The organism is Flavobacterium hydrocarbonoxydans (assembly GCF_009789235.1).
In the GTDB taxonomy this organism is placed as follows: Bacteria; Bacteroidota; Bacteroidia; order Flavobacteriales; family Flavobacteriaceae; genus Flavobacterium; species Flavobacterium hydrocarbonoxydans.
This window is the reverse complement of record NZ_WSTB01000002.1, coordinates 238,218-252,056: the sequence shown is the minus strand read 5'-3', so window position 1 is coordinate 252,056 and position 13,839 is coordinate 238,218. Positions and strand designations below refer to the sequence as shown.

Below are 13,839 nucleotides of genomic sequence, written 5' to 3'. Positions count from 1 at the left end.
AGTTTTAAGAAATACTTCTTACTTCTCACTTCTAACGTTTCACTTTTTTCGCTAAATTTGCACCTTCAAAGAAAGACCGATGATAGACAAGATCAAACAACATATAGAGGAAGCTAAAGCATTCAATGATAAAAACAAAGAATCCTTAGAGCAATTCCGTGTAAAATATTTAGGAAGTAAAGGTTTGCTGAAAGAACTTTTTTCAGAGTTTAAAAACATTCCGAATGATCAGAAAAAAGATTTTGGACAAGTAATCAATACCTTGAAAGCCGTTGCTGAAGAAAAAGTACGTGCTATTCAGGAAGAGTTAGAAAGCAAAGAAGAAGTAAAAGGTATTTTTGGCGATTTAACACGTACCTCTGAGCCGGTAATTATTGGTTCACGTCATCCTATTTCGATTGTTAAAAATCAAATTATAGATATTTTTGCGAACATTGGTTTCAATGTTTCCGAAGGTCCTGAAATCGAAGACGACTGGCATAACTTTACAGCGTTGAACTTACCGGAATACCATCCGGCTCGTGATATGCAGGATACTTTTTTCATTCAGACGAATCCTGACGTGTTGTTGCGTACGCATACATCATCTGTTCAGGTGCGTTATATGGAAAACAATAAACCGCCAATTCGTACGATTTCCCCAGGACGTGTTTTTCGTAACGAAGCTATTTCGTCACGTTCGCACTGTATTTTCCACCAGGTCGAAGGATTGTACATTGACAAAGATGTTTCCTTTGCCGATTTGAAGCAGACTTTGCTTTATTTCACCAAAGAAATGTTCGGAAAATCGAAGATTCGTTTGCGTCCGTCCTACTTTCCGTTTACAGAACCAAGTGCCGAAATTGATATTTATTGGGGTTTAAAAACCGAAACCGATTACCGCATCACCAAAGGAACTGGTTGGTTAGAAATTGGAGGCTGCGGAATGGTTGATCCAAACGTTCTTAAAAATTGCGACATCAATCCTGACGAATATAACGGTTTTGCTTTCGGAATGGGAGTAGAGCGTATCGCAATGTTGCTGTATCAAATTGGCGATATTCGTATGTTTTACGAAAACGACGTTCGTTTCTTAGAGCAATTCAAAGCAAATATTTAATTTTTTATAAGTCCTTAGTCCCTAGTCTTTAGTACTTAGTATTTTTTGCTAAGAACTAGGGACTAAGGACTAAGCACTAGGAACTAAAAACTAAGCACTAAGAACTGTTTACTTAAAAAATGAAAAAAGACATAACAATCCCAGAAGTAGAAAACGTATTTCTTGCCGCTGTTCAGGAATGGAGCGACGATTTTTTGGAAAAAGTCTGGTACGCTTACCTGGTAAACGACAGCGATTTCAATCTTGATAGTGTAATGGTGGTTTCAAAAGCATTTGGAACAATTGATGGCGAAATGAAAAAAACGTCTGTTTTACGCCATGCTTTTGTTGAGGTTCCTGCCGTTTCAGTCGTAAAAATCGAAATGATCGAAAAAAGCCTTTTGGTATTAAACAACGAATTCATGGTGACATTCTTCATCGGAAACACTTTATACGACAAGAAATTCATCTTCAAATCAAACCTAATCAACGAAAACAATACGGAAGAAGTGCCGATTCTTTTTGTTGAAGGAGTAATGGTTAAGTAATATTCGCCATCCTGCAAGGTTTTCGAAACCTTGTAGGATTGAAAATAGTTGTAATTAAAAAAGACATACCTACAAGGTTTTTGAAACCTTGCAGGAAAGCAAAAAGAGCCAAAAACTAATTAAAATAGTTTTTGGCTCTTTTTTCTATTCTCTATATTCTTAAATCTTAAATCTACACTCTAAAATCTAAAATTAATCCAAAGACTCCGTCAGTTTCTTAAATACAGATTTTGCATCTTTACCTTCGTACAAAATACTGTAAACGGCATCAATTATAGGCGTTTTGGCACCGTAACCCTGATTTAGTTTATAAGCACTTTTAGTAGCGTAATATCCTTCCGCAACCATGCTCATTTCCATCATGGCGCTTTTTACCGTATAACCTTTTCCAATCATATTTCCGAACATTCTGTTTCTGGAAAATACAGAATATCCGGTAACTAATAAATCGCCCAAATAAGCCGAATCATTGATGTTACGTTTCATTTTATGTACTTTTCTAATGAATTTTTTCATCTCACGAATTCCGTTACTCATCATCACCGACTGAAAATTATCGCCATAACCTAAACCATGTGCGATTCCAGCCGCAATTGCATAGATGTTTTTTAGCATCGCCGCATATTCAGTACCAATAATGTCGTCTGAGATTTTGGCTTTGATGTAATTTCCGGAAAGATTTTTAGCAACATTTTCTGCTTTTTCAGGATCTCCACAAGCGATTGTCAAGTATGAAAGCCTTTCAAGCGCTACTTCTTCTGCGTGGCAAGGACCCGTTATAACCCCAATATTGTAATACGGAATGTCATACTGAATATGAAAATGTTCTCCAACGATTAAACTCGTTTCAGGAACAATTCCTTTAATAGCCGAAAAAATAATCTTGTTTTCCAGAGAAACGGTTAGATTTTGTAATTCAGCATTTAAAAAAGCCGAAGGAATTGCAAAAATGATATAATCTGCATATTCAACTGCTTCGTTGATATTATTGGTCAGTTTAAGTTTGTTCGTGTCAAATTCTACAGAACTTAAATAGTTTGGGTTGTGTTTGTATTTCTGAATGTGCTCTATAGCAGCGTCATTACGCATGTACCATGAAATCTCAGGAAGATTCACACATAGCATTTTTGCAATTGCCGTTGCCCAACTTCCTCCTCCAATTACTGCAAATTTTAAATTTTCGCTCATTATTTTAATAATTTAATGCAAAAGTACTTAATAATGTATTAATAATACAAAATGTGGTTTAAGAATTTTAAAAAGTGCCTTTAAATTCAATACTTTACAGCAAATGAATATAATGAAAAATATTTTTGCATTTCTACAATAATAAAAGAATTGTTGCGTTCTAAGTAATTATAAATTAGAATTCTAAATGAGTTTAGCAAAAATTGAGTTAGTTAGTTTTGTTTTAGTATTTTAAAAAGGCGTTCCTAAACTTGTTAAGAACGCCTTTTTTGTTTTTTAAAAGTCAATGTAAATTTCAAGAAAATAAAAATTCCAAAGTCCAATAATCAAGTGTGCTATTGGAATTTGGAATTTAAAAATTGAAATTTTAATTTAATAGCTTAGCTCCACAATCGATTTGACTTTGTCTAAAGTTACCAATTGATTTTCGCCCAAACCTTTCCAGCCTCTTTCTGTAAATCTGTTTACAATAAAATCAGCAGTGTCTTTGTATTCAGCTGTATATTCCGAAAGTTTAGTATCCATTCCCATAGTGTGGAAAAATTCAACCGTTTTATTTATTGCACTTTTCGCTACTTCGTCATCAGAACCTTTTAAATCAAAAATCCTGCGGCCGTATTGCGCTAATTTTCCTTTTTTAGTATCAAACATTACCTCGTATAAACTTGGGCCAATAATCGCCAAAGTTCTCGCATGGTCGATACCATACAAAGCGGTAAGTTCGTGACCAATCATGTGTGTCGCCCAGTCTGAAGGTACACCTTTCTGGATTAAGCCATTCAAAGCCATCGTACAGCTCCACATAAAGTTGGATGCCAAAGCATAATCTGTTGGGTTTTCTACCACTTTTGGACCTACTTCAATTAAGGTTTGCAAAATTCCTTCGGCAATACGATCTTGTAAATACCCTTCGTGCGGATACGTTAAATATTGTTCCATTACGTGTGTGTAAGCATCTACAACACCGTTTTGTAATTGTCTTTTTGGTAAAGAAGCAATTACAGTTGGATCGCAAATTGAGAATTTAGGGAACATGGCACTTCCGCCAAAAGCTAGTTTTTCCTGTGTAGCTTCAATAGTTACCACGGCACCGGAGTTCATTTCGCTTCCTGTTGCCGGTAATGTCAACACAGTTCCGAATGGTACAGCATTATCTTTAATCAGAATTCTTTTTTGTAAAATATCAATCGGATTTCCATCAAAATTTACGGCTGCCGAAATAAATTTCACTCCATCAATAACAGATCCGCCACCAACAGCCAAGATAAAATCGATTTTTTCTGTTTTGATAACTTCAACTGCTTTCATCAAAGTTTCAAAATGTGGATTGGGTTCAATTCCACCAAATTCCACAATATCAAAACCTTTTAAGTTATCGATCACTTGTTGGTGAATTCCGTTTTTAAAAATACTTCCTCCGCCATAAGCCAGAAGTATTTTTGCTCCTTGCGGAACCAAAGTCGATAACTTGTCTATTTGTCCTTTTCCGAAAATTAAATTCGTAGGATTGTATAATTCGAAGTTTAGCATTTTTTTTCTTTTTAAGTTTTGAGCCGCTAAGGCACTAAGTCGCTAAGTTTTTTTTTTTCTTAAGATTTTAAAATCTTAGAACCTTAGTAACTGAGGGTCTTAGCATCTTTTTTATTTCAATTTTTCCAGTAATTTTCCAGCCACTAATTTTGATGAAGCTGGATTTTGACCTGTGATTAATAGTCCGTCTTCAACAGCATACGGTGCCCAGTTTGCACCTTTAGAGAAATTCGCTCCGTTTTGAGTTAAAGCATCTTCCAGTAAAAACGGAACTACTTTAGTCAAACCTACAGCTTCTTCCTCTTCATTGGTAAATCCGGTTACTTTTTTGCCTTTTACTAAGAAATCACCTTTTACTTTCACGTTTTTTAGTACCGCTGGGGCGTGACAAACAAAAGCTACCGGTTTGTTATGGGTATAAAAAGATTCAATTAGTGCGATTGAACTTTTGTCTTCAACTAAATCCCAAAGCGGACCGTGACCTCCAGGGTAAAAAACTGCATCATAATCTTTCTGATTAATTGTAGAAAGTTTGTGCGTGTTTTTTAATTTTTCCTGTAATACTTTGTCAGCATCAAATCGTTTAGTGTCTTCAGTTGCTGATGCGGGATCGGCACTTTTAGGATCGATTGGCGGCTGACCTCCAAGTGGAGATGCAATGGTAATTTCGATTCCTTTATCTAATAACTCGTAATAAGGTGCAGCAAATTCTTCTGACCAAAATCCTGTTTTTTCTCCTGTATTGCCCAGCTTATCGTTACTGGTAACAACGAATAATACTTTTTTCATCTTTTTTTTATTTGTTTTTTGAGCTTCAGCTGATAAATTAAAAGCAGCGAATGCTATAATCGAGAATAATGCAATTTTTTTCATAGGTAAATAATTTTTTAACAAATTTACGACTAAAGTGATATCAGTAAAAATAAAATAAACTATGTTTGTTATAAATATATCTATATCATGGTGAATCTGGAATGGTACAGAACTTTCAAGTCTGTGTATAAAAATGGAAATTTTTCTGTCGCTTCTAAAGAGTTGTTTATGAGCCAGCCTGCTGTTAGTCAGCAAATAGCAATGTTAGAAGCACATGTGGGTTATAAATTGTTCAACCGAAAATCTAAAGGTGTCGAACCAACAGAATACGCTAAGTTACTAAATAACTTAATTATTGATGCACTGGATCGATTAGAAAGTGTCGAAAGTGGTTTTCGGGCGAAAGCGGAAGATTCTGTGCGATTAATTTCTGTTGGCGTTTCAAAAGATTTTTTCAATAGTTGTGGTAGTGTGCTGCTTTCTAAATTCGATTTTATCGATTTTACCTTTGCAGAGAATGATGTTCTTTTTTCTCTTGTTGATGATAAAAAGATCGACTTTGCTATCGTAACCAAACAATATGATACGTTTGATACTATTTATGAAATTGTCGGAAAGATTAAACTGGTATTGGTGGGCCCGACGAATTTGGATATCACAGAATTCCGTCAGAGATTAAAAGCAGATAATTATGCAGAAACAGAACAGTGGCTCAATGAGCAAAAATGGTACAGCCATGATGCAAGAATTCCGCATATCAAAATGTTCTGGCTGCACGCCTTTCATAAAAAAAGACCTTCGATGACACCAAATTATATTATTCCATCCGAATCTGAAATGCTCGAAATGCTGTCCCGAAATAACGGCGTTGCCATAACCTGGAATTGTAATGCGAGGAAATATATCAAGGAAAATAAACTGCAATTAGTCTGGAACAGTTTTCACGTTCCTGAAGAATACGTGTATTTATTGACGGCTAAAAATAACAATCTAAATTCTTTTTTTGATACTATTGCTAAAGAGTTGAAATTGTTTTTGGGTAACAGAATGTAGTTACTTCTTATAAAAATTATTATGATCGATATATTCCCAGACTTTTGAAGGTAAAAGCGGCTGAATATTTTTTCCTTTTTTAATATTGTTCCGAATAAAAGTCGATGAGATTTCGACAATCGGGGCATCAATAATATGTACTTTCGGATGCGATTTCAATTCCAGGTTTTCTGCTTCTGTAGAAATCCTTGGATACACATAAATATCATGATTGTCCAGAATCACTTCAAAATTCTTCCATTTATGAAGTGTTTTCAAGTTGTCTTCGCCCATAATCAACGAAAACTCATGCTGCGGATATTTTTCATGCAAATGAATCAAAGTATGTACCGTATAATTCGGTTGCGGTAATTTAAATTCTATGTCCGAGGGTTTTATTTTCGGAAAATCTTCAGTTGCCAGAAAAACCATTTGCAAACGATGATGGTCATCCAGTAAAGTAGCTTTCTTTTTTAACGGATTATGCGGTGTAACCACCATCCAGATTTGGTCTAAATCGGCAAATTCAGCCATGTGATTGGCAATAATCAAATGCCCAACATGTATTGGATTATATGTTCCGAAATAAAGACCTATTTTCATTTATTTTAGTACTTAGTTTTTTAGTTCTTAGTCCTTAGTCCTAAGTGTTGCATTTTATATTAATCTTTTAAGTTTTTTGAAAAAGCATTTATCATTTTGCTTTCTTCTTCAATCAAAAACATAATTTCATTAAATAAATTTTCATCAGAAATAAATTCTAATTCTTTTGCTATAATCAACTGTGTTTCTATTTCGTTTAGAGAACCTCTGGAAATATTCAAAAAATGATTAAATGATTTATCTGTTTGGCGACCAAAACCTTCTGCAATATTTGAAGGAACAGATATACTAGCTCTTTTTAATTGGCTTGTTAGTGCGTATATTTCTTCTTTCGGGAAGCTTCGGGTAAGTTTATAAACTAAAACAACAATTTTTATCCCTTTTTGCCAAATAAGTAATTCTTTATATGATTTAATCCCGCCCATGTTATTTGTAAGTTAATTCTATTGCTAATATAACAACTAATAACTAAAAACAAGAAAACATGTATTAAAAAAACTAAGGACTAATCACTAAGGACTAAAAAACTACTTATTTACAAAATCCTTTACCAATTGATATGCTTCTTCCTTAGCGGTATCCAAATCATAATTTTTGATGATCGTATCAAATTGAGGAGCCGTTGCCAGTTCAACCGAAGCTTTTGCAATTCGCATGTTTATTTTATCATCACTTTCGGTAGAACGTTCTTTTAAGCGGCGTTTCAGTTCGTCAACACTTGGCGGTTTTACAAAAACGGCAAGGGTTTGTTCAGGAAATTTATGTTTGATACGCAATCCGCCGGAAACATCAATATCAAAAATTACGTTTTTGCCTAAAGCCCAGATTCTTTCGATTTCAGATTTTAAAGTACCGTAAAAATTATCACGATAAACTTCTTCCCATTCCAGGAAATCTTCTGCCTTGATGTGTTTTTTGAATTGTTCCAACGAAATAAAGTAATAATCTGTTCCGTTGATTTCTTCTCCGCGAGGTTCGCGCGAAGCTGCCGAGATCGAAAATTCTAAATTCAAATCTTCTTTCCCTAATAAATGTCTTACGATAGTTGTTTTTCCTGATCCTGAAGGTGCCGAAAAAACAATTAATTTTCCTGTGCTCATTGTTGTATTGTATAGTTCTGAAAATAAATTGATTTACAATCTATAAAACATTCAAAACCTGTTCTTTAATTTTCTCTAATTCATCTTTCATCATCACAACCAACTTCTGCATTTGTGCATGATTTGATTTAGATCCCATTGTATTGATTTCACGACCCATTTCCTGTGTGATAAAACCTAATTTGCGGCCATTGGCTTCTGTTCCCTGAATTGTTTCTAAAAAGTAATCCAAATGATTCGTCAAACGAACTTTCTCCTCGGTAATATCCAGTTTCTCTAAATAATAGATTAATTCCTGCTCGAAACGATTTTCATCAACATTCACTTTCAATTCAGAAATAGCAGTCTGCAAACGATCTTTTATCGCCTGAACTCTTTCCGGATCCAATGCCAAAGCATCAGTCATGTATTGACGAATATTTCCAATTCTAAGGTTGAATTCTTTTTCAAGAGATTCTCCTTCGTCTTTTCTGAAATTTAAGATATTCTGAAGCGCTTCCTCGATAATCACCTGAATCTGATCCCAGTCATTTTCGTCGATTTCCTCACGTTCCGTTTTCAGTGTATCCGGCATACGAATCGCCATCTTCATTAACTCCGTTTCATCTGCGTCAGGATATACTTCTCTCAATTGCGCGATGTAGTTTTTTACAACAGGTACATTTACTTTTGTCGAAGTCTGTTCAGCGGTACTTTCGATGTAAATCGCAAAATCAACTTTTCCTCTTTCTAGTTTTGTAGAGATTTGCGTTCTTAAACCAAGTTCCATTTCGCGGTAAAGCGAAGGCATTCTTACGTTTAAATCTAAACCTTTACTGTTTAAGGATTTTACTTCGACTGTGATTTTTTTTGTAGGCAATTGCAAAGAAGCTTTGCCAAACCCTGTCATAGACTGTATCATATAATTGAGTATAAAGGCGCAAAGATACTAAAAAATTCACTGTGAGAGGTTCTAATTTTTTGGGCGTTCCCTTCGGTCGGGCTATCCGCTCTCAATCTTTTTTTTGAGCAGAAAAAGCTCAAAAAAAAGGATTTCCGCTTCTATCCCTAACGCGAACCAGCTTTCATTAGAACTTTTTCGGATGTTATTTTGTCAAAGCTTTCATAACCTGCAATGTCACCGGCTGCGTATTACCAATATAAATTTTCTCATCAATAATAAAAACCGGACGACTTATAAAAGTATAATGTTCCAGAATGTATTTTTTATAATCGGCTTCAGTTAAGTTTTTGTTTTTTAGATCCATCGACTTGTACAACTGTGCTTTTTTACTGAATAATGCTTCGTAACTGCCGGCAAGTTTATACATTTCTTCCAGTTCAGCTTCTGTAATGGGGTTTTGTTTGATATCGTGAAAAACCAGATTGTTGTCTTTTGGTAAACTTTTGATGATTTTTCGACACGTATCGCACGAGGCTAAGTAGTATATTTTGTTCATGATTGCAAATGTATTAGAGTACAAAGAAAATTCTTTTCAAACTTAAAATTGATTATTTTTATAAAAAAATAGCAATTATGAACTCAGCTTTAGAAGTATGTCAAACCTCAAGAAATCTTTTGTTGAAGGTTTTAGAAAATCATTCATTAGAACAATTAAATAAAATCCCACCTGGATTTAGTAATAATTTGATTTGGAATGTAGCCCATTGTGTTGCTGCGCATCAGAGTTTAGTATATAAATTATCAGGTTTACCTACTCAGGTTTCTGAAGAATTTATTACCAAATACAAAAAAGGTTCCAAACCAGAAGGCGATGTTTCGCAGGCAGAAGTAGCTGAAGTTAAAGAATTGTTATTCAAAACACTACAGCAAACAAAAGAAGATGTTGCAAATGGGGTGTTTGTAAATTATAGCGAATACACAACCAGTATGGGATTTACACTTCGCAATATCGAAGATGCACTAAACTTCAATAATTTTCATGAAGGAACTCACCTCGGCATTATAATGAGTATCCGAAAGCTGGTTTAAAGCTTTCGGATTATTTTTACTCAATTATGGTTTCTATTGTAACGGTCATTATACCAGTTCCTTTTCTCCTTACAATTTCCATAAAAGCTCGTTTTGATAAATCAATTTCTCTTGTTTTTACAAAAGGGCCTCTATCGGTAATCTTTACAATAACAAACTTACCATTGGATTCGTTGGTTACTTTAACTTTGGTGCCAAAAGGGAGTTTTTTATGTGCAGCAGTATATTCGTTGTTGCTAAATCGACTGCCACTAGCTGTTTTTCTACCGTTAAACATGTCATGATAGTAGGAGGCATGCGCTGATTTTTTGTAGAGTTTTAACTTTAAATCTTTATCCATAAAAATCGAGTCATTCTCAGTAGGTAAAGAAGTAACTGTTTTTAAAGTATCTTGTATTATTTTAGGCTCAACAGCCTTTGCCTGGCTCATTACATACGTAAAACTGCAACTCAAAAAGAGAATCGTAAGTATCGAGTGTATTATGGTTTTTTTATTAGTCATATATATTTTCGTTTTTCATAGTTTGGGGACTTATGCAAATAACGTGCCTTTATAGAAAAAACCTACAAATGGGTTGATTTTTTTTATTTTATAACCATAGACTCCATGGTAATCTGCTCAAGATTAGGATTAAGCCTAATCCGTAAAAAATCGCAAATTTTTTAAATTTTGCTTCACTATTAATCAGTTTTTTATGCGAAGACCATCCAATTGTAATTAGGGCTATCGCAATAAGATTGATTAAAGGATGCTCTAATGAAGTAAGTCTTAGTGCTGCATTCGACATCTGTCCGAAAGCAGCTTTGCCCAGCGGAGATACAAAATAGAGGAATAAAGCAACTAAAAATTGGATGTGGGTTACGATTAAAGTAAACAATCCAATCTTGCGGTCTTTGGCTGTAAATTCTTTTTTAGAAGTGATGCCAATGATAGCATTTACAACGGCTACCAGTAAAAGAACTAATACTAAGTAAGCCCAGCCTGAGTGAAATTTTTGTAAAATTTGGTACATAAAAAGGGGTTTTTAAACAAATATAATAAAAAAGGGTATAAAAAAAACGGCATTAAACTAAAAGTCAATGCCGTTTTTTATTATTTATTTTGTTTCTTATTAGAAGTTGTAGCGTATGCTAAAGTTCCAGGTTCTACCTAAACCAAAGAAACCATTGTTTACAGTATTAACGCCTTTGTAATTTACTGAAGTAGGAGTTACAGCTGTAGCTGAAGTTAACTCAGATAAATACACTTCGTCAAAAACGTTATTCACGTTTACTCTGAATCCAATTGAATCATGATTTCCTTTACCAATGAATAATTTATATGAAATACCAGCATCAACTAAATCATAGCTTGGTAATTCAATATTATCTTTAGTAACAACTGTTGAATATAATTTGTCGTAGTATCTCCAGTCAGCATCTAATGATAAGTTTCTAACAAATTCGTATTTGAAACCTAAACCATAAGTAACTTGTGCAGCATCACCTACTTTTCCTCCATCAACATCTTTAATTGTTTCGTCTAAAGTGTTTAAGCTTTCGTCTCTTCTTGTTGTTAAAGCTTCACCTTTGTATTCATAGTTTCCGATCGAAAGGAATCCAGTTACATCAAGTTTATCCATAGGTTTTGCAACTACGTCTAATTCAACACCAGTGTGGATTTGTTCAACGCCTTGGTTGGTAATCAAGATTAAATCTCCTGCATTAAGAGTAGTGCCGCCAATAACCTGTCCAGCTGTGGCAACGTTAGTAGTAGATGTAACTCTGTCTTTCCAAGATGTTCTATACCCGTTTAGACTTGCCGTTATTAATTTAGATGTAAAAGTATATCCAGCTTCTAAACCAAGAATTTTTTCGTTTTCAGTAAAAGGATTCACCTGATTTGTAAAGTTTAGGTAAATGTTATCGTGATATGGTTGACGATTGTAGTAACCAGCATTTACATATACATTGTGGTTTTCAGCAAATTTATAGCTTGTACCTGCTTTTACATTGTAACCAACATTATTTACTTTTTCTGAATCTTGGAACTCAGGTAAATAATCATATCTGTCTGTTCTTTTGTGAGATTGATTTGAAACCGATCCTTGGAAAAATGCTGAGAAATTATCATTAGAATATTCTAATTGACCAAAAACACCTCCGTAAGAAATAGTTTCTCCATAATCATAATCAATTCTTTGATTTTCATCAAGAGTATTGAAAGTAGCTGGCCAAGGTCTGGCTTTTTCAAATTCTGTAACTCTAGTGCTTAAAAGAGTACCGCTTGGTTTGTCATCGTCTCCTTTAAGGTTTCTTGTGTCTGTCCAGCTTGATAATCCCATGAAGTCAGAAACTTGTCTAAAGTGAGTTCCTTTGTAGGTTCTTAAATCAAGACCAACATTTAAGGCTAAATTGTCAGTAAGTTGATTTTTTAAGTTAGAAACAACACCATACCAAGCGTGATTGTTTACACTCGATCTGATTACGTAAGCTCCGTTGGTACTTCTACCATCACCATTTCCTGTACCATTTCCGCCAGCTATTGCTTGATTACTAGCAAATATACCATCAAAATTTATCTGACCTCCTGCTGGAGTAGCTGGTTTAGTACCGTAGTTTCCAGTTCCTCCACCACGTCCCCATGATCCGTAAAGAACTGTAGATAATTGGGTTTTATCGCTAATATCGTAATCCCAGTTTAAGTTTACAACTGGTTTGTGGTAGTAGTTTGTTCTCTCAGATTTGTATTCTCCGTTTTGAGTACCCCAGTTATTGTTGTATTTTCTACCGTATTTTAAATAACTATCGATAGATTTTGTAAAGTTTTGATCGTGCCATTGTGGAGCACCAGTCAAAAGGAAGTTGAAACTATGTTTGTCATTTGCTTTGTATCCAACTGAAATGAAATAAGTTTGACCTTCACCTCTTGTTCCGTCGTTATAACCATCACCTTGCCAGTGAGAAAGCATTACACTAGTTCCCCATCCGTTGCTGCTCATACCCGTATTGTAAGTAGCAGTAGTTTTGAAATAATTATCATTAGCAACGCCTAAAGATACAAAACCACCTTCTTTTTTGTCAGTAGCTTTAGTGATGAAGTTTACAGTACCTCCAACAGAAGAAATAGCTAATTTTGAAGAACCTAAACCTCTTTGAATTTGCACTGCATTTGCAATATCAGACATTCCAGACCAGTTAGACCAGTACATTTTACCATCTTCCATTCCGTTAATTGGTTGTCCGTTTAACAAGAAAGCGGTATTGTCCTGAGCAAAACCACGAACAGTAATTCTGGAATCTCCGTAACCTCCAGCTTGTCCAGCAACATATACAGATGGTGTGTTAACCATTGTTTGTGTAATATCTGCTGTACCAATTTTTGCCTGAATTTCAGAGGCTTTTATAGTTGAAACAGCAATAGGCGTTTTTCGGTCTTTTGCTAAATCGATAATTCCTTTACCTACTACAACAATCTCTTCTAATTGATTCGAATCTGATTCTAAAATAATAAAGCCTAAATCTTTATTTTCACCATTTGATACTGAAAATGGAATGGTTTGGCTTATGTATCCTAAATAAGTAATAACCAATTCTCCAGAGTTTGTTGTCGTACTAAGAGAAAATTTTCCATCAAAGTCTGTAGAAGTTGCAGTTGTAGAACCTTTGATAGCAACATTTGCTCCCGGCAATGAACTCGTACCGTCCGTAATTGTACCTGAAATTTTACCTTGAGAAAATGCGGTTGAAACTATTAGGAACAATAGTCCAGTGAGTAACCAATTTTTCATTGTCTTCATTTGTTATTTAGTTTATTGTTTTTGGCAAAATTATAACAATTAAATCAGATAATGTTATCGAAATGTTAAGAAAAAGCTGATTTGTGTATTCTGTTGAACATTAAAACGATTTTTATAATTACTCATAAATAAAATAATGTTTTTTTGAATTTACACTATTACTTTTTGTTAATTTCCTAATTATTGCGATGTTGTT

The 13,839-nt window shown here is 34.4% G+C and carries 15 protein-coding genes; 4 read left to right on the top strand and 11 right to left on the bottom strand.

What is annotated here, in order from left to right; translation table 11 throughout:
- The first annotated feature begins 79 nt into the window (after window positions 1–79).
- A complete protein-coding gene (pheS, locus tag GON26_RS04335) occupies window positions 80–1,099 on the top strand; it encodes a phenylalanine--tRNA ligase subunit alpha (RefSeq protein WP_160373501.1) in 1,020 nt (339 codons plus the stop codon).
- A gap of 119 nt (window positions 1,100–1,218) precedes the next feature.
- Window positions 1,219–1,626, top strand: a complete 408-nt coding sequence (locus GON26_RS04330) for a hypothetical protein (protein ID WP_160373500.1) — start codon at window positions 1,219–1,221, stop codon at window positions 1,624–1,626.
- A 192-nt stretch (window positions 1,627–1,818) separates the two neighbouring features.
- Here GON26_RS04330 and GON26_RS04325 read toward each other — a convergent pair whose 3' ends face one another.
- The 3 genes from GON26_RS04325 to GON26_RS04315 form a co-directional block, all read right to left on the bottom strand.
- Window positions 1,819–2,814, bottom strand: a complete 996-nt coding sequence (locus tag GON26_RS04325; RefSeq protein ID WP_160373499.1) for an NAD(P)H-dependent glycerol-3-phosphate dehydrogenase — start codon at window positions 2,812–2,814, stop codon at window positions 1,819–1,821.
- Between the two features lie 372 nt (window positions 2,815–3,186).
- A complete protein-coding gene (locus tag GON26_RS04320; RefSeq protein ID WP_160373498.1) occupies window positions 3,187–4,344 on the bottom strand; it encodes an iron-containing alcohol dehydrogenase in 1,158 nt (385 codons plus the stop codon).
- A gap of 111 nt (window positions 4,345–4,455) precedes the next feature.
- Window positions 4,456–5,217 (bottom strand): type 1 glutamine amidotransferase domain-containing protein, encoded by a 762-nt coding sequence (locus GON26_RS04315; RefSeq protein WP_160373497.1) that lies wholly within the window; start codon window positions 5,215–5,217, stop codon window positions 4,456–4,458.
- An 87-nt stretch (window positions 5,218–5,304) separates the two neighbouring features.
- Here GON26_RS04315 and GON26_RS04310 point away from each other — a divergent pair, with 87 nt between their 5' ends.
- A complete protein-coding gene (locus GON26_RS04310) occupies window positions 5,305–6,210 on the top strand; it encodes a LysR family transcriptional regulator (protein ID WP_160373496.1) in 906 nt (301 codons plus the stop codon).
- Here the strand turns inward: GON26_RS04310 and nadD are convergent, their stop codons facing one another.
- The 5 genes from nadD to GON26_RS04285 all read right to left on the bottom strand — a co-directional run bounded on the left by nadD (window position 6,211) and on the right by GON26_RS04285 (window position 9,331).
- Window positions 6,211–6,792: a nicotinate (nicotinamide) nucleotide adenylyltransferase gene (nadD, locus tag GON26_RS04305; RefSeq protein WP_160373495.1), complete on the bottom strand. Its 582-nt coding sequence runs from the start codon at window positions 6,790–6,792 to the stop codon at window positions 6,211–6,213.
- Between the two features lie 59 nt (window positions 6,793–6,851).
- Window positions 6,852–7,217, bottom strand: a complete 366-nt coding sequence (locus GON26_RS04300; protein WP_160373494.1) for a four helix bundle protein — start codon at window positions 7,215–7,217, stop codon at window positions 6,852–6,854.
- Between the two features lie 102 nt (window positions 7,218–7,319).
- Window positions 7,320–7,892 (bottom strand): guanylate kinase, encoded by a 573-nt coding sequence (gmk, locus tag GON26_RS04295; protein ID WP_160373493.1) that lies wholly within the window; start codon window positions 7,890–7,892, stop codon window positions 7,320–7,322.
- 40 nt (window positions 7,893–7,932) lie between these two features.
- Window positions 7,933–8,793 carry a YicC/YloC family endoribonuclease gene (locus GON26_RS04290; protein ID WP_160373492.1) on the bottom strand — a complete coding sequence of 287 codons (861 nt, stop codon included), beginning with the start codon at window positions 8,791–8,793 and terminating at the stop codon, window positions 7,933–7,935.
- 184 nt (window positions 8,794–8,977) lie between these two features.
- Window positions 8,978–9,331 (bottom strand): arsenate reductase family protein, encoded by a 354-nt coding sequence (locus GON26_RS04285; RefSeq protein WP_160373491.1) that lies wholly within the window; start codon window positions 9,329–9,331, stop codon window positions 8,978–8,980.
- 77 nt (window positions 9,332–9,408) lie between these two features.
- Between GON26_RS04285 and GON26_RS04280 the strand changes: the two genes are divergently transcribed.
- A complete protein-coding gene (locus tag GON26_RS04280) occupies window positions 9,409–9,864 on the top strand; it encodes a DinB family protein (RefSeq protein ID WP_160373490.1) in 456 nt (151 codons plus the stop codon).
- 16 nt (window positions 9,865–9,880) lie between these two features.
- Here the strand turns inward: GON26_RS04280 and GON26_RS04275 are convergent, their stop codons facing one another.
- From GON26_RS04275 to GON26_RS04265, 3 genes are all read right to left on the bottom strand, one after another.
- The gene (locus tag GON26_RS04275) at window positions 9,881–10,366 is read right to left on the bottom strand and encodes a septal ring lytic transglycosylase RlpA family protein (protein WP_160373489.1); all 486 of its coding nucleotides are present in this window, start codon (window positions 10,364–10,366) and stop codon (window positions 9,881–9,883) included.
- 88 nt (window positions 10,367–10,454) lie between these two features.
- Window positions 10,455–10,877: a hypothetical protein gene (locus GON26_RS04270; protein WP_160373488.1), complete on the bottom strand. Its 423-nt coding sequence runs from the start codon at window positions 10,875–10,877 to the stop codon at window positions 10,455–10,457.
- Between the two features lie 99 nt (window positions 10,878–10,976).
- On the bottom strand, window positions 10,977–13,634 hold the full coding sequence (locus tag GON26_RS04265; RefSeq protein ID WP_317164679.1) for a TonB-dependent receptor: 2,658 nt from the start codon (window positions 13,632–13,634) through the stop codon (window positions 10,977–10,979).
- Between the last annotated feature and the right edge of the window lie 205 nt (window positions 13,635–13,839).

What these genes read in the sequence shown, in the direction of transcription:
- pheS (WP_160373501.1), top strand. Translation starts at nt 80, where the DNA reads ATGATAGACAAGATCAAACAACATATAGAGGAAGCTAAAGCATTCAAT.
- GON26_RS04330 (WP_160373500.1), top strand. Translation starts at nt 1,219, where the DNA reads ATGAAAAAAGACATAACAATCCCAGAAGTAGAAAACGTATTTCTTGCC.
- GON26_RS04325 (WP_160373499.1), bottom strand. Translation starts at nt 2,814, where the DNA reads ATGAGCGAAAATTTAAAATTTGCAGTAATTGGAGGAGGAAGTTGGGCA.
- GON26_RS04320 (WP_160373498.1), bottom strand. Translation starts at nt 4,344, where the DNA reads ATGCTAAACTTCGAATTATACAATCCTACGAATTTAATTTTCGGAAAA.
- GON26_RS04315 (WP_160373497.1), bottom strand. Translation starts at nt 5,217, where the DNA reads ATGAAAAAAATTGCATTATTCTCGATTATAGCATTCGCTGCTTTTAAT.
- GON26_RS04310 (WP_160373496.1), top strand. Translation starts at nt 5,305, where the DNA reads ATGGTGAATCTGGAATGGTACAGAACTTTCAAGTCTGTGTATAAAAAT.
- nadD (WP_160373495.1), bottom strand. Translation starts at nt 6,792, where the DNA reads ATGAAAATAGGTCTTTATTTCGGAACATATAATCCAATACATGTTGGG.
- GON26_RS04300 (WP_160373494.1), bottom strand. Translation starts at nt 7,217, where the DNA reads ATGGGCGGGATTAAATCATATAAAGAATTACTTATTTGGCAAAAAGGG.
- gmk (WP_160373493.1), bottom strand. Translation starts at nt 7,892, where the DNA reads ATGAGCACAGGAAAATTAATTGTTTTTTCGGCACCTTCAGGATCAGGA.
- GON26_RS04290 (WP_160373492.1), bottom strand. Translation starts at nt 8,793, where the DNA reads ATGATACAGTCTATGACAGGGTTTGGCAAAGCTTCTTTGCAATTGCCT.
- GON26_RS04285 (WP_160373491.1), bottom strand. Translation starts at nt 9,331, where the DNA reads ATGAACAAAATATACTACTTAGCCTCGTGCGATACGTGTCGAAAAATC.
- GON26_RS04280 (WP_160373490.1), top strand. Translation starts at nt 9,409, where the DNA reads ATGAACTCAGCTTTAGAAGTATGTCAAACCTCAAGAAATCTTTTGTTG.
- GON26_RS04275 (WP_160373489.1), bottom strand. Translation starts at nt 10,366, where the DNA reads ATGACTAATAAAAAAACCATAATACACTCGATACTTACGATTCTCTTT.
- GON26_RS04270 (WP_160373488.1), bottom strand. Translation starts at nt 10,877, where the DNA reads ATGTACCAAATTTTACAAAAATTTCACTCAGGCTGGGCTTACTTAGTA.
- GON26_RS04265 (WP_317164679.1), bottom strand. Translation starts at nt 13,634, where the DNA reads ATGAAAAATTGGTTACTCACTGGACTATTGTTCCTAATAGTTTCAACC.